A 14,379-nucleotide genomic window follows, 5' to 3' on the forward strand; every position below is an offset into this window, starting at 1 on the left:
TTGAGCATAAGTCAGCAACCGGGCGCAATGGTGCGGACGGTCAAATTCCGTTTGTGCCAATCGACTTAGCCGCGCCCCACGTACGGCATCGCGGTCGCCAGCACCGTCGCGAACTGCACATTCGCCCCCAACGGCAGCTCCGCCATGTGCCGCACGGTCCGCGCCACATCCGCGACATCCATCACCGGTTCCGGGGTTACCACCCCGTTGGCCTGCAACGCCCCGGTCTCCATCCGCGCCGTCATGTCGGTCGCCGCGTTCCCGATGTCGATCTGCCCCACCGCGATCGAGTACGCCCGCCCGTCCAGCGACAGCGACTTCGTCAGCCCCGTCAACGCGTGCTTGGTGGCCGTGTAGGCCACGGAGTGCGGCCGAGGCGTATGAGCGGAGATCGACCCGTTGTTGATGATCCGCCCGCCCTGCGGCACCTGCTCCTTCATCCGCCGGTACGCCGCCTGCGCACACAGGAAGGCCCCGTTGAGGTTGGTGTCCACCACATGCCGCCACGCGTCGTACGGCAAGTCCTCCACCGCCACCCCACCGGGCCCGAAGGTCCCCGCGTTGTTGAACAGCAGATCCACCCGCCCGAACCGCTCCACAGCGGCGTCGAACAGCCCGTCCACGTCCTCCGGCCGCGCCACATCCGTCGCTACGGCGATGGAGGCGCCCTCGGGCACCAGCGCCGCCGTCTCCTCCAGCGGCCCGGTGCGGCGGCCGGCCAGCGCCACCGACCAGCCCCCGCGCAGCAGTTCCACGGCGACCGCGCGCCCGATCCCGGAGCCCGCGCCGGTCACCACGGCGATCCTCGACGATTCCTCAGCGTTCATGGCCGCAGCCTACGAGTCACCCCTCCTGCGGGTACCGCACCCCGATCCGCTCCCGCACCGCGTCCAGCGTCCGCATCACCGCGAGCGTGCCCTCCAACGGCACCAGCGGCGACTCGGTCTCGCCGGCCCGCACCGCCCGCATCACCTCGGACGCCTCGTGCCGCAACGTGTTGCGCGGCCCGTCCGCCGGGTCGAGCACGAACTCCTCGGGGTCACGCCCGTCCCGGTGCAGCACGAACCGCTCCGGGTGGAAGAAGCCGTCCGGGATGTCGATCCGCCCCAGGGACCCGGTCACCGACGCCGAGGTCCCCGTACCGCCGACGATCGAGCAGTGCAGCGCGGCCAGCGCGCCGCTGTCCCAGGAGAAGAGCGCCGCCGTCTGGAGGTCGGCGCCCTCGGGCGAGAGCACGGCCGACGCCTTGATGTCCGCGGGCTCACCGAGCAGCAGATGCGCGAACGACACCGGGTACACCCCGAGGTCCAGCAGCGCGCCCCCGCCCTGTGCCGGGTCGCGCAACCGGTGTGAGGGCGGCAGTATCCCATTCCTCGCCTCCGGCAAGAGGTGCCCGGCGAGCCCGAAGTCGGCCTGGACGGTGCGGACTTCACCGATAGCGCCGTCGTCGACGAGAGCCTTCAGCCGCCGTACGAGCGGATTGCAGTACATCCACATGGCCTCCATCAGGAAGCTGCCGCGCTCGCCCGCCAACGCGACAAGTTCCGTCGCCTCGCGGGAGTTGAGGGTGAAGGCCTTCTCGACGAGCACGTTCCGCCCGGCCTCCAGACAGAGACCGGCCGCCGTGCGGTGCGCCGAGTGCGGGGTGGCGACGTAGACGACATCGACGTCCGCGTCGTGCGCCAGCGCGTCCCAGTCGCCGTAGGCCCGCTCGATCCCGAACCGTTCCGCGAAGGCCTTCGCCGAGGACTCCGTCCGCGAGGCCACCGCGACCACCTCGGCGTCCGGCAGATCCACCAGCGCCGCGGTGAACGCGGCGGCGATCCCGCCGGTCGCCAGGACTCCCCAGCGCACCCTCTGTTCCGTCATCGCGGCCCCACCCTCGCTCACCAGACCCTCGGCACCTTGTACGAGCTGAGAGCATAGGTGGCGGATCACCAGGAGACATCGGAGAGGGAGGGCCGCATGCCCGAGCAGAGAGCGAAGGCACCGGCGTCGGCTGTGCCCCAGTCCGCCGTACCGTCGCTCAAGGCGTCCCGCCGGACCGGCCTCCTCGTCATCCTCGTCCTCGGCGGCCTCACGGCGACCCCGCCGCTGTCGATGGACATGTACCTCCCCGCCCTCCCGGCGGTCACCCGCTCCCTGCACGCCCCCGCCGCGACCGTCCAACTCACGCTCACCGCCTGTCTGGCGGGCATGGCGCTGGGCCAGTTGGTGGTGGGCCCGATGAGCGACAAGTGGGGCCGCAGACGCCCGCTCCTGACCGGCCTCGCCGTCTACATCGTGGCGACCGCCCTGTGCGCGTTCGCGCCGAACGTCGAGTCCCTGGTCGCCTTCCGCCTGCTCCAGGGCCTCGCGGGCGCGGCCGGAATAGTGATCGCGAGGGCGGTGGTACGCGACCTGTACGACGGCGTGGCGATGGCCCGCTTCTTCTCCACCCTGATGCTGGTCTCCGGGGTGGCCCCGATCGTGGCGCCGCTGGTGGGCGGCCAGATCCTGCGGGTCACGGACTGGCGGGGCGTCTTCGTGATCCTGACCTTCGTCGGCACGGCACTCGCCGTCCTCGTCTGGACCCGCCTCCCCGAGACCCTGGCCCCGGCGGACCGCCACGCGGGCGGCACGGCGGAGGCCCTGCGCGGCATGCGCGCCCTCCTGGCGGACCTCCCCTTCACGGGCTACATGCTGACGGGCGGCTTCTCCTTCGCCGCGCTGTTCGCGTACATCTCGGCATCGCCTTTCGTCGTCCAGGAGATCTACGGCGCCTCCCCGCAGACCTTCAGCCTCCTCTTCGGCGTCAACTCGGTCGGCTTGGTGGCGGTGGGGCAGATCAACGGCAAGCTGCTGGTGGGCAGGGTCTCCATGGACAAGGTCCTGGGCACGGGCCTGGCGGTGGTGGTGCTGGCGGCGACGGCGTTGCTGCTGATGGCGACGGGTGCGTTCGGAGGGGTGGGCCTGGTCCCGGTGGCGGCCGGGCTCTTCGTCCTGATGTCGGCGATGGGCGTGACGCTTCCCAACGCCCAGACCCTGGCGTTGATGCGCACCCGCCACTCCGCAGGCTCGGCCTCCGCCCTGCTGGGCACGTCGTCCTTCTTGATAGGCGCGGTGGCGTCCCCGCTGGTCGGCATCGCGGGCGAGCACACGGCGGTCCCGATGGCGGTTGTCCAACTGGTGGCCGCACTGGTGGCGGTGGCCTGCTTCGTGGGAATGTGCCGTCCTTGGAACACACGTACGATCGCGGAGGGAGTGGGGAGCTGAGCGCCCCGAGACTGCGCCACGACACCCCGGAACGGGCCGGCCTCGACCCCGAGGAACTCCGGCACCTGGTCCGGCAGGTCCACGACCTCACCACCGGCGACCGTCCTTGGGCGGCGGGCACCGTCGTGGTCGCCGGCCGCGGCCCGGTGATCGCCGTGGAGGAGGCGGCGGGCTGTGCCGTGCGCTACTCCGCCTACGACCCCGAGACCGACCGGGGCGTCGAACTACCTCCCGCCTCCCGCGTCCCGACGACGGTGGACACCCCCTTCGACCTGGCCTCCCTCACCAAACTGTTCACGTCGGTGGCGGCGATGCAGCAGATCGAGCGGGGCACGCTGGGCATAGACGCGAGGGTGGGCGCGTACCTGCCCGACTTCCGCGCGGCAGCCCGCCACGGCATCACCGTCCGCCAACTCCTCACCCACACCTCGGGCCTACGCCCCGAACTCCCCCTCTACGACTGTGCCGACGACGCCGAACGCCTGTCGATGCTCCGAACGGAGGCGCCGGTGGGGGAGCCGGGCGAGTACGTCTACTCGGACCTGAACCTCCTCCTGCTCCAGTTCGTCCTGGAACGCATCAGCGGCCGCACGCTCGACGTCCTCATCCACGAGGGCATCACCCGCCCGCTCGGCATGACGTCCACGGACTTCGGCCCCTGCCCCGGCGCGGCGGCGACGGAGGACCAACGCCGCCCCTGGGCCAAGGCGGACCGGGGCATGCTGCGGGGCGTCGTCCACGACGAGAACGCGTGGGCGCTCGGTGGCGTGGCCGGCCACGCGGGCCTCTTCTCGACGGGCCGCGACCTGGCGATCTTCTGCCGCACGCTGCTGGCGGGCGGTTCCTACGGCCCCGCCCGCATCCTGGGATCCGACTTCGTGGAGTTGTTGCTAACCCCGCCCGGTCTGGGCTTCGGGGTCGATCAGGCGTGGTTCATGGGGGAGTTGGCGGGGCGGGGGGCGGTGGGGCACACCGGGTTCACGGGGACGTCGGTGGTGTTGGATCCGGCTACGGATACGTTTTTGGTGTTGCTGGCGAACACGGTGCATCCGCGGAGGCGGGGGGCGGACAGCGGGCCGCGGGCGGCTGCGGGGACGCGGGTGGCTCGGGCGGTTCGGGGCTGAGGGGGAGGCTGGGTTTTCGGGCGGCTGGGATGGGCTTCGGCTTGCTGAGTCGGCGGGTAGGGCGGGGCTTTTGAGCCGCGCCTTTCAAGTGCCCGAGACGGGTGGTGGGTGGGCATAGGCCTCGGGGGTCTGGGGGCGGAGCCCCCAGGGACCTCGGCTGCAACCCCGGGCCACTTAGAATCGGCGGGTGAACGACCCCGTGGCCCCGGCCGAAACCCTGCGTACCGCTCTAGCCCGCCTGCTCGACGGGCTTCCGCCGAGGCAGGCTGCCGGGGCGGTGGAGCGCCTGATCGGCAACTATCGCGGGGCCACCCCGACCGACGCCCCGATCCTCAGGGACCGTGCGGACGTCGCGGCCTACGCGGCCTATCGGATGCCGGCGACTTTCGAAGCCGTACGTTCCGCACTGGACGCCTTCGCGGACGCCGTACCCGACTGGGCCCCGCAGGGACACGTGGACGTCGGCGGCGGAACCGGTTCCGCGACCTGGGCCGTCGCCGCGACCTGGGGCGGTGATCGCCCGGTGACCGTCCTCGACTGGGCCGAGCCCGCGCTCGCCCTGGGGAAAGAGATCGCCGCCGCCAACCCGAGCCTGAGCAACACCAGTTGGCGCCGCGCACGCATCGGGTCCGCACTCACCCTCGACCCCACCGACCTCGTCACCGTCTCCTACGTCCTCAACGAACTCACCGCCCCCGACCGAACCGCCCTCGTGGACGCCGCCGCATCCGCAGCCCAAGCTGTGGTGATCGTCGAAGCCGGCACCCCGGCCGGTTACGCCCGCGTCATCGAGGCCCGGAACAGACTGATCGCCGCCGGTTTCCACATCGCCGCCCCCTGCCCGCACAGCGCCGCCTGCCCGATCGCCCCCGGCGAGGACTGGTGCCACTTCTCGGCGCGGGTCAGCCGTTCGTCCCTGCACCGGCAGGTCAAGGGCGGCTCCCTGCCGTACGAGGACGAGAAGTTCAGCTACGTGGCCGCCGCCCGCTTCCCCGTCGAACCCGCCCCCGCCCGCGTCGTACGCCGCCCGCAGATCCGCAAGGGCCAGGTACTCCTCGACCTCTGCGAGACCGACGAGCAGCTGCGCCGGACGACGGTCACCAAGCGCCACGGCGACCTGTACAAGGCGGCACGGGACACGGACTGGGGCGACCCCTGGCCGCCGTAGCCCTGAAGGTCGTAAATCCCGCCAAATCACGTGATAGCCGCTGATCCGGGTCTCGGTGTGTCTCGTCCCACTCACCCCGGATACGGGGTCCCGCCTCTCAAGGCGCAGGATGGTGGGACCATAGGGGAAGTTCTCCGCACAAGGGCAGGACTTCTCCGCACAAGGGCAGGGCGACAACAGCAGGGCGAGGAGATAGATGAGCGCGACGTTCGGTGGCCGGACCGGTCGGCAGGGCAAACTCTCCTCGTGGCTGCGCGGACGCCGCCCGCAGGAGGCCCCCGACGACGGCAGCGGACGCGAGGCGCTGCTGCTGGCCGCCGCCGAGGCGGGCCTGCCGCTCGCCCCCGCCGCGCACCCCGCCCCGGGCTACCGATGTTCGTGCGACCGTGTGGGCTGCCCCACACCGGCCCGCCACCCCGTGTCGTTCGCCTGGCAGACGCAGTCCACCACCGACCGCGCCCAGATCGAGCGCTGGGCCCGCCACCAGCCGCAGGCCAACTTCATCACCGCGACCGGCATGGTCAACGACGTCCTGGACGTACCCCTCGAAGCGGGCCACGAGGCACTGGAGCGGCTGCTCGCCGCCGGTGTCGAGGTCGGCCCGGTCGCCGCGAGTGACGACGGACGGCTGCTCTTCTTCACCCTCACCCGCGGCACCCCCGAGGACGAGGACGAATGGTGGCCCTGTGAACTGGACTGCCACCCCGAGACGATGGACGAACACCCCGGCCTGCGCTGGCACTGCCGAGGCTCCTACGTCCTGGTCCCCCCGGCCCAACTCCCCGGCGAGAACCAGTCCGTTCACTGGGTACGCGGCCCCGAGCACCCCCTGCCCGACCCGCTGACCCTCCTCGAAACCCTCACGGACGCCTGCGCCCGCCACGCCGGCGCGGAACCGGACCACGAGAACTCGGCCTGGCCACTGGGCCGTTGACCTTCCGAGGTCAGCCGCCCTGTGCCGAGGTCAGCCCCTCGATCCGCCCCAGCACCGACACCTTCCCACCCCGCTTCGGATCCAACGCCACCTGGTTGGACACGAGTTGGAGGGTGAGGGACTGCTCCACCTCACCCGTCGTCAGCGCCTGCACGTCCTTGTTCTGCGTCGGCACCGACGTGCCCTCCGCCGCGGTCTCCTTCTGGAAGTACCGCGTGGTGAAGAACACGAACGCCCCGCCGTCCGCCGTGCGCAGCGCCAGCGGCGCGTAGTCGCCGTTCGTCAGCGGCTGGTCGAGGAACTGGACGGCCAGACCGGGCTTGGTGGCCTTCTCCCGGGACGCACGCCACGCGCTGGTGTGCGTGCCGTCCGCGAAGGCCTTCCCGCCGCTCTTCAGATACGTCGCGTAGCTCTGGCTCAACTCGCCGGGCGCGACGGTCAGTTCGGCCGAGTTCGCCGGTACGGCCTCGGCCCAGCCGTCCTTGTCGGTCTTGAACTTCGGTACGGCGGTGGGCGCGAGCAACGTCAGATACGCCACCTGCCACGGCTCGGACAGGTCGTCGCGCGTGAAGGCCAGCAACCAACGGGCCCCGCCACCCTTGTTGGCGGCGGCGTCGGCGACGAACCAGCGCGGCCAGCCGGCCTTCTTCGGGATGGTGAACTTCGCGTCCGTCAGCTCCAGCGGCGAGTAATTCGGGTTCCCGGCCGGGGAGTTGGTGTGCCCCGCCTTCAGTCGCGCCGCGTCGATGTCGCCGAGCGCGCCGGTGACATGAACGGAGTCCAGGGAACTGTCGTACGCCTTGTCGGCCGCGTTGTACGCGGTCGTGAACTGCTGGAGGGCTGTGGCGGCCTCGGCGCGGGTGGTGGCGGGGAGCACCTCGCGCTCGCCGTGGACCACCACGCAACCGCTTGCCGTCAGCGACAAAGCGGTCACCGAGGCCGCTATCAGTACGCGCCGGTCAAGCCTGCGGAGCCTTCGAGGGCTGCGATCCCTGCTCATCAGGTGTCTTCACCTTCCCCTTCCCGGAGGCGAACCCTACCGGGGCGAAGAACAGGGCGAGCGTGGGGACCAGGTACAGCAGCCACACCGTGATCTGTAGGACGGTCGGGTCCGGCTGGAAGTTGAAGACACCCTTGAGGAGGGTGCCGTACCAGCTGTCCGGCGGGATCGTGTCGCTGATGTCGAAGGCCAGCTTCGTCAGCCCCGGGACCCAGTCGGCCTCCTGCAAGTCGTGGAAGCCGTACGCCAGTACACCGGCCGCGACGACGACCAGCATGGCGCCGGTCCAGGTGAAGAACTTCGCGAGGTTGATCTTCAATGCCCCGCGATAGAACAGCCAGCCCAGCAACACGGCCGTGGCCAGGCCCAGTCCTACGCCGACCAGCGGGCGCGGGGTGCCGTCGCTCGCGGCGTGCACCGACGCCCACACGAACAGCGCGGTCTCCAGGCCCTCGCGGCCGACGGCGAGGAACGCGGTGGCGACCAGCGCACCCGTGCCCATCGCGAGCGCCGCGTCCAACTTGCCGTGCAGTTCGGCCTTCAGGTGCCGGGCGGTGCGCCGCATCCAGAACACCATCCACGTCACCAGACCGACCGCGAGGATCGACAGCGAACCGCCGAGCGCCTCCTGCGCCTGGAACGTCATCTCCTGCGAGCCGAATTCGAGCGCGCAGCCGAAGCCCATCGCGATGAGCACCGCGACGACGATGCCGATCCAGATCGGCCGCAGCGCGTCCCGCCGGTCCGTCTTGACCAGATAGGCGATCAGGATGCAGACGACGAGACTGGCTTCGAGCCCCTCGCGCAGACCGATCAGATAGTTCGAGAACACGGTCTACGACTCCTTCGCGCCCTTGGAGAACAGCGTGCTGCCCCACCAGTCGTCCTTGTCGCGGACGCCCGGCGGGACGGCGAAGACCGCCGAACCCACATGCTGGATGTACTCGTTGAGCGCGTCGGACGCGGACAGCTTGCGCTGGAGCGGGATGAATCCCTTGCGTACGTCACGCTGGTAGGCCAGGAAGAACAGGCCCGCGTCGAGCCGGCCGAGGCCGTCGGTGCCGTCGGTGAAGGAGTAGCCCCGGCGCAGGATGGTGACCCCGCTGTTGGAGTCGGGGTGCGCGAGCCGGACGTGCGCGTCGGGCTTCATCGCCTTCAGGAACGGCGGGTCGTGCTCCTTCGCCTTGCCGACCGCCGCGCCCTCGCCCTTGTCCCGCCCGAAGACGTCCTCCTGCTCCTGGAGCGAGGTCCGGTCCCAGGTCTCGATGTTCATCCGGATCCGCCGAGCGACGAGATACGAACCCCCGGTCATCCAGGCCGAGTTGGTGGCGTTATCTCCCTCGCCGACCCACACGAACTTCTTCAGCCGGTCCGTCTCCGTCCCCGCGATGTTGCGGGTGCCGTCCTTGAACCCCATGAGATTGCGCGGGGTTTGGGCACCAGGGGTCGTCGACGAGGTCTTCCCGAAGCCGAGTTGGGACCAGCGGATGGCGACCTTTCCGAACCCGATCCGGGCCAGGTTGCGGATCGCGTGCACGGCGACCTGCGGATCGTCCGCACAGGCCTGCACACAAAGGTCCCCGCCCGTACGGGACTTGTCGAAGTTCTCGCCGGGGAACTGCGGCAGATCGACCAGGGCATCGGGACGACTGCCGCTCAGCCCGAAGTGGTCGAAGAACCCTGGCCCGAAGCCGATCGTCAGCGTCAGCCGCGAGGGTTTCAGCCCCAGCGCCTCACCGGTGTCGTCCGGCGGCGCCTCGGCGAGCCCGCCGTAGGCCCCGTCGCCGACCGCGTGCCCACCGGTCATCCGCCGCGCGGCGGCCGTCCAGTCCTTCAACAGCTGCACGAACTCGGCGCGGTCGTCCGTCTTCACGTCGAACGCGGCGAAGTGCAGCCGGTCCTGCACGGGCGTGGCGATACCGGCCTGGTTGGCGCCGTGGAAGGCGACCGCGGCACCGGTGTCGGCACCGGCCGGATCGACATCGTCGCCGACACGGGTCATCGCGACCGCGCCACCGGCCGCGACGGCACCGAGCGCGAGCCCGGCACCGCCCCAGCCGATGAGCGAACGGCGGGACGGCGAACCGCTCTCCTGGACTTCGCTCTCCTGAACGTCGGTCATCTCAGGCCTACTTCACGACGGCGGCGGCGAGCTTCGACAGCGGCTCCGCGAGCGCGTTGACCGCGTCCGACAGCTCCTTGCGCTGGTCCTTGGTGACCTTGTCGTACGACACGAAGCCGTCGGAGGTCGTGGTCGAGCGGTACTTGTCGAGCAGCGTGTTGAGCGCGGCGAACTGCTTGTCCAACTCGGTGGTGAGGGCCGCGTCGTTCTTCTGGGCGACCGGCTTCAGCAGCTCGTACGCCTTCTGGGCGCCGTCGACGTTGGCCTTGAAGTCGCTCAGGTCGGTGTGCGAGTAGCGGTCCTCCTCGCCGGTGATCTTGCCGGTGGCGACCTCGTCGAGGAGTTCCTTGGCGCCGTTTGCCATGGAGGTCGGGGTGATCTCGGCCTTGCCGACGCGCTTCTGCCAGTCCTTCAGATCGGTGACCAACTCGGCGGCGAGGACCTTCTGTTCGGCGCCGATCTTCTTGTCCTGCCACAGCGCCTTCTCCAGCGCGTGCCAGCCGGTCCACTTCTGGCCCTTCTCCAGGCCGTCGGCGCGGGTGTCGGTCTTGGGGTCGATGTCCCCGAACGACTCGGCGATCGGCTCGGTGGCCTCCCAGCCGACGCGCGAGGGGGCGTAGGCGTTCTTGGCGGCGGTGAGGTCGCCCGCCTTGATGGCGTTCGCGAACGTCTCCACCTTCGGGATCGTCGCGTCGGCCTGCTCCTGCGCGTACTCGCGGTAGGCGGCGACGGCCGCGTCCAGCTTCGGGTCACGCTTGGCGACGCTGCCCCCGGTGACGGTCAACTTCTGCCGCACACCGTGCCCCTTCATCCCAGGCCGGCAGGCGATCTCGTAGGACCCAGCCTTCACTTCAGCGGTGAGCGTGTACTTGGTCCCCGGCCCGATGTTCTCCTTCTCGGAGACGATCCGGTCGTCCGGGAAGAGGATCTCGACCTCGGTCGCCTTCGAGCCGGTGTTCTCGATCTTCAGCGTGACCTGACCGGCCGGGATCGACTTGCTGGAGGTCGTGCACTTGGAGTCGGCCGCGGTCACCTGGATCGCGTCGCCGTCCTTGGCGTCACTCTTCGCGGTGCACGCCGTGACGGCGGTCAGTGCGGCCGCGGCGGCGACGGCGGTGGCGACGGGAAGTCGGACGGCACGCATGCAGGCTCCAAGCGGGAGTGTGTGACGAGGCAGTGTGGTGAGGCTGCCCTAACTTACCTGAGGCTTACCTCAGTCATACCCGTCCCGTCCGGTATTCACTGCCCACAGAAAAATCACAGACACGGCTTGATCTCGGCGGCGGAAAACGAACGGCAAGGGACGGTCAAGGGCAGGTCAAGCAGGGCGTCTCGGCGTCACCACGACCGCCCCCGTGCGCGGATGCGGAAACACCTCAACTGCCTGGTCGTAGACGTCCGACAACAACTCCTCGGTGAATACGACCCCCGGTGGACCGTCGGCGGCGACACGACCGGCGCGCAGAATCGCGACCCGGTGCGCGTAGGCGGCGGCCAGCGCGAGATCGTGCAGCACCACGACCACCGCGTCCCCCGCGCGCGCCCTTTCCCGGCACAGCCGCAGGACCAGTTCCTGATGCCGCAGATCGAGCGCGGCGGTCGGCTCGTCGAGCAACAGCAGCGGCGCCCGCTGGGCCAGCACCCGCGCGAGCGCGACCCGGGCCCGCTCCCCACCACTGAGCGCCGAGAACGGCCGCAGCGCGAAGCCCGTCACCTCCGCCCGCGCCATCGCCTCCGCTACGGCGACCTCGTCCTCGGCGGGACTGGTGGCGTGCGGCGCCCGCCCCATCCGTACGACGTCCTCGACCGTGAACGGAAAGGAGAGCGCGGCCGATTGGGGAAGCACGGCACGCCGCAGGGCGAGTTCGGGGGCGGACCACTCGGCGGCGGGCCGACCGTAGATCCGGACAACTCCGGCGGCGGGCGGCAGATCTGCGGCGAGTGCGCCCAACAAGGTTGATTTCCCCGCCCCGTTGGGCCCGACAAGCGCGAGCACCTCACCGGCACGGACGGGCACGGAGACACCGTGAAGGACGACACGCCCGCCGAGCTGGACGCGAAGGTCCACGGCCTCGGCGAGGACGTCTCCCGGTTCGGCGGGGGCGGGGGGCGCGGGGCGGCTACGGAGGAGTCTCATGCGCGGGCTCCTTGCGGGGGAGGGGGCGAGGGTTGTTCGGCACCGCCGGGATGGTTCGCGGGGGCTGAACGCCGTTGCGGCGGAGAAGAGTTGGCGGGTGGGGAGAGGCGGCGGGCGGGGGAGAGGGGTCGGAGGTGGAACGGGGTCGGAGGTGGAACGGGGTGGTGGAGGAGAGTCGGCGCGCGGTGGAGAAGGGGCGGGGGAGGAGAAGGGGCGGGCGGCGGAGAAGGGGTGGTGAAGGAGAGTCGGCGCGCGGTGGAGAAGGGGCGGGGGAGGAGAAGGGGCGGGCGGCGGAGAAGGGGTGGTGGAGGAGAGTTGGCGGGCGGTGGAGAAGGGGCGGAGGCGGTACGGGGCGGCGGACAAAGGCACGGCGTACTTGATCCGCCGGGCAACCTGAGCGCCCCTTTTAGGGGCGCGGGGAACTGCGCGACCAGCCCCCCACGGCCCGCAGCCCCCAACCCACATCCAGTGGCACCCTCGGCGGGGAAGCGGTGGATGGTTCCCGGCAACCTCTGGACCTGGTTCATGCCCAACCCCCTTGCCTGCGCCGCGTCCTCCGCAGCAACCAGAAGAAGAACGGGCTCCCGAGCAACGCCGTCAGAACGCCGAGCGGCAGTTCCGCAGGGGCCGCGACCGTGCGGGCGGTGAGATCCGCGCCCAACAGCACCAGCGCGCCGAGAAGCGCGCTCGCCGGGATCAGGAAGCGATGGCCGGGCCCCGCCGCCATACGGAGGAGATGGGGGACGACAAGCCCCACGAAGCTGATGATCCCGGAGACGCTGACCGCCGCCGCCGTGAGCAGCGCGATGACCAGCACCAGGACGATCCGGAGCCGCTCGACGTCAACTCCCAAGTGCCGGGCGGGTCGTTCACCGAGGGCGAGGAGGTCCAGGCGGCCGGCGTGCAGCGGCGCGAGGGTCAGGCCGATCACCGCGCAGGGAAGGACCGCGAGGACCTTCGGCCAGGTCGCCTGGGAGAGCGAACCGAGCTGCCAGAAGGTGATCTGGTTGACGGCCGCCGTGTCCGCGAAGAACAGGAACAGCCCGATCAGCGCCCCCGCGAACGCGTTCAGCGCGATGCCGGTGAGGATCAGCGTCACGACCTCCGTACGGCCGCCGGAGCGCGACATCGCGTAGACCAGCAGAACCGTGGCGAGCCCGGAGACGAACGCCACCGCCGACACCGTCCACGTCCCGAGGAAGTCGAGCCCGAACGCGATCACCGCGACCGCGCCCACCGCGGCCCCCGAGGACACCCCGATGACCCCCGGCTCCGCGAGCGGATTCCCGAACACGCCCTGCATCAACGCCCCCGCGCACCCCAGCGACGCGCCGACAAGCAGCGCGAGCACGATCCGCGGGAACCGCACGTTCCACAGCACCGACTCCGGCACGCGGTCCAACGCCCCGCCCCCGAGCCCGAGTCGGTGCTGCACCGAGGCCAACACATCCCCGGTCGGGATCGGATACGCGCCCAGCCCCGCGGCCACCGGCACCAGGACGAGAAGGGCGATCACCAGCCCGAGGGTGAGCATCCAGCCCCTACCGCGCCGTCTTCGCGGGGGAGTTGAGGTGACGGTCGCCTCAACCCCCTTGTCCAGTACGGTCATTCGGCCCCGACTCCGTACAACTGGTCCACCAGCGACTTGAGTACCTGGTCGGTGCGCGGCCCGTAGTTGAGGAGCACCCCGTCCTCGATCGACACGACGCGCCGGTTCATCCCGGCCGGGGTCTGCGCGACACCGGGGATCTTCACCAGCCCGTCGACGCCGCCGACCGACTCAAGTCCCTTGGTCATGACGAGAATCGCGTCGGGCGCGGCCTGCGCGAGCGCCTCGGTGGTGATGGCGGTGAAGTCCTTCTTCAGGCCCGACTCCGCACCCGCGTCGACCGCCCCGGCCGCCTCCAGGAGCGAGGTCGCACCCGACCCCTTCCCCCCGATGAGATACACGGACGCGGACCCGCGCAGATACAGGAACGCGACCCGAGGCTTCTCCTTGTGCTGGGGAATCGCCTTACGGACAGCGGCGATTCGCTCCTCCGAACGCTTGGTCAGCTCCTTGCCCGCGCCCGGTACGCCGAGCGCGTCGGCCACGGCCTGGATACGCGGGCCCACATCCGCCAGCCCCTTCGCCGGGTCGACGACCAGGACCGGGATGCCGGCGGCGCGGATCTGCCCCATGGCCTCGGACGGTCCGGTGGTCGTCTCGGCGAGGACGAGGTCGGGCCTGAGGGACAGCACGCTCTCCGCCGAGACGTCGTGGTTGCGGGTCACCAGGGGGAGTTTCGCGGCCTGTTGGAAGGTCGCGGTGATGTCCCGGGCCACGACCCGGTCACCGAGCCCGAGCGTGAACACGATCTCGCTGAGGCTGCCGGAGAGCGGGACGATGCGGCGCGCGTTCTCGACGGTGACCTTCTTGCCGTCGGCGGAGCCTACGGTGACCGGGAGTTGGGGGACCGGGGTGTCGGTGAGCGGCTCCACGCGGTTGGCCGGGGCGGTGGCCTTCGAGGTTGCCGTGGCAGCCGGTGTGCCGGTGCCCCCGCATCCGGTGAGCGTGAGCGCGAGCACGGACAACAGTGCTCCCGCCAGTCGTGTGCGCAAGCGTGGCACGGTCCCGTCCGTCTCTCTCGGCATCTCTC

The 14,379-nt window shown here is 70.6% G+C and carries 13 protein-coding genes; 4 read left to right on the top strand and 9 right to left on the bottom strand.

Translation table 11 applies throughout. The annotated features are described in order from the left end of the window. Positions 1–65: 65 nt before the first annotated feature. Positions 66–827 carry an SDR family oxidoreductase gene (locus OG194_RS33715; protein ID WP_327404537.1) on the bottom strand — a complete coding sequence of 254 codons (762 nt, stop codon included), beginning with the start codon at positions 825–827 and terminating at the stop codon, positions 66–68. A 16-nt stretch (positions 828–843) separates the two neighbouring features. After that, complete coding sequence (locus tag OG194_RS33720) at positions 844–1,869, bottom strand: Gfo/Idh/MocA family protein (RefSeq protein WP_327404538.1); 1,026 nt, start codon at positions 1,867–1,869, stop codon at positions 844–846. 96 nt (positions 1,870–1,965) lie between these two features. On the opposite strand from OG194_RS33720, the gene OG194_RS33725 reads away from it, so the two are divergent. From OG194_RS33725 to OG194_RS33740, 4 genes are all read left to right on the top strand, one after another. Continuing rightward, positions 1,966–3,255, top strand: coding sequence for a multidrug effflux MFS transporter (locus tag OG194_RS33725; protein ID WP_327404539.1), 1,290 nt, complete (start codon positions 1,966–1,968; stop codon positions 3,253–3,255). Then, positions 3,207–4,379: a serine hydrolase domain-containing protein gene (locus OG194_RS33730; RefSeq protein WP_327404540.1), complete on the top strand. Its 1,173-nt coding sequence runs from the start codon at positions 3,207–3,209 to the stop codon at positions 4,377–4,379. Before OG194_RS33725 ends, OG194_RS33730 begins: the two co-directional genes overlap by 49 nt. A 187-nt stretch (positions 4,380–4,566) precedes the next feature. Then, a complete protein-coding gene (locus tag OG194_RS33735) occupies positions 4,567–5,547 on the top strand; it encodes a small ribosomal subunit Rsm22 family protein (RefSeq protein ID WP_327404541.1) in 981 nt (326 codons plus the stop codon). Between the two features lie 196 nt (positions 5,548–5,743). Then, entirely contained in the window at positions 5,744–6,481 is a 738-nt protein-coding gene (locus OG194_RS33740; protein WP_327404542.1) for a bifunctional DNA primase/polymerase, read from the top strand. Positions 6,482–6,491: 10 nt separating this feature from the next. On the opposite strand, the gene OG194_RS33745 is transcribed toward OG194_RS33740, so the two are convergent. From OG194_RS33745 to OG194_RS33775, 7 genes are all read right to left on the bottom strand, one after another. Continuing rightward, positions 6,492–7,481, bottom strand: a complete 990-nt coding sequence (locus OG194_RS33745; protein ID WP_327404543.1) for a hypothetical protein — start codon at positions 7,479–7,481, stop codon at positions 6,492–6,494. Next, entirely contained in the window at positions 7,441–8,313 is an 873-nt protein-coding gene (efeU, locus tag OG194_RS33750; RefSeq protein ID WP_327404544.1) for an iron uptake transporter permease EfeU, read from the bottom strand. The genes OG194_RS33745 and efeU overlap by 41 nt, the downstream gene beginning before the upstream one ends. A gap of 3 nt (positions 8,314–8,316) precedes the next feature. Further along, the gene (gene efeB / locus OG194_RS33755; RefSeq protein ID WP_327404545.1) at positions 8,317–9,603 is read right to left on the bottom strand and encodes an iron uptake transporter deferrochelatase/peroxidase subunit; all 1,287 of its coding nucleotides are present in this window, start codon (positions 9,601–9,603) and stop codon (positions 8,317–8,319) included. 7 nt (positions 9,604–9,610) lie between these two features. Beyond that, positions 9,611–10,747, bottom strand: a complete 1,137-nt coding sequence (gene efeO / locus OG194_RS33760) for an iron uptake system protein EfeO (protein WP_327404546.1) — start codon at positions 10,745–10,747, stop codon at positions 9,611–9,613. Between the two features lie 174 nt (positions 10,748–10,921). After that, positions 10,922–11,740, bottom strand: coding sequence for a heme ABC transporter ATP-binding protein (locus OG194_RS33765; RefSeq protein ID WP_327404547.1), 819 nt, complete (start codon positions 11,738–11,740; stop codon positions 10,922–10,924). A 523-nt stretch (positions 11,741–12,263) separates the two neighbouring features. Then, positions 12,264–13,349 (bottom strand): FecCD family ABC transporter permease, encoded by a 1,086-nt coding sequence (locus OG194_RS33770; protein WP_327404548.1) that lies wholly within the window; start codon positions 13,347–13,349, stop codon positions 12,264–12,266. Then, on the bottom strand, positions 13,346–14,374 hold the full coding sequence (locus OG194_RS33775) for a heme/hemin ABC transporter substrate-binding protein (RefSeq protein ID WP_327404549.1): 1,029 nt from the start codon (positions 14,372–14,374) through the stop codon (positions 13,346–13,348). The genes OG194_RS33770 and OG194_RS33775 overlap by 4 nt, the downstream gene beginning before the upstream one ends. Positions 14,375–14,379 lie beyond the last annotated feature (5 nt).

Origin of the sequence: Streptomyces sp. NBC_01288, assembly GCF_035982055.1 — a bacterium.
Taxonomy (GTDB): Bacteria; Actinomycetota; Actinomycetes; order Streptomycetales; family Streptomycetaceae; genus Streptomyces.

Bases quoted from the DNA above. Each gene is read 5' to 3' on its own strand.
- OG194_RS33720 (WP_327404538.1), bottom strand. From the start codon at position 1,869: ATGACGGAACAGAGGGTGCGCTGGGGAGTCCTGGCGACCGGCGGGATC.
- OG194_RS33740 (WP_327404542.1), top strand. From the start codon at position 5,744: ATGAGCGCGACGTTCGGTGGCCGGACCGGTCGGCAGGGCAAACTCTCC.
- OG194_RS33770 (WP_327404548.1), bottom strand. From the start codon at position 13,349: ATGACCGTACTGGACAAGGGGGTTGAGGCGACCGTCACCTCAACTCCC.
- OG194_RS33775 (WP_327404549.1), bottom strand. From the start codon at position 14,374: ATGCCGAGAGAGACGGACGGGACCGTGCCACGCTTGCGCACACGACTG.
- efeO (WP_327404546.1), bottom strand. From the start codon at position 10,747: ATGCGTGCCGTCCGACTTCCCGTCGCCACCGCCGTCGCCGCCGCGGCC.
- OG194_RS33715 (WP_327404537.1), bottom strand. From the start codon at position 827: ATGAACGCTGAGGAATCGTCGAGGATCGCCGTGGTGACCGGCGCGGGC.
- OG194_RS33765 (WP_327404547.1), bottom strand. From the start codon at position 11,740: ATGAGACTCCTCCGTAGCCGCCCCGCGCCCCCCGCCCCCGCCGAACCG.
- OG194_RS33745 (WP_327404543.1), bottom strand. From the start codon at position 7,481: ATGAGCAGGGATCGCAGCCCTCGAAGGCTCCGCAGGCTTGACCGGCGC.
- efeB (WP_327404545.1), bottom strand. From the start codon at position 9,603: ATGACCGACGTTCAGGAGAGCGAAGTCCAGGAGAGCGGTTCGCCGTCC.
- OG194_RS33725 (WP_327404539.1), top strand. From the start codon at position 1,966: ATGCCCGAGCAGAGAGCGAAGGCACCGGCGTCGGCTGTGCCCCAGTCC.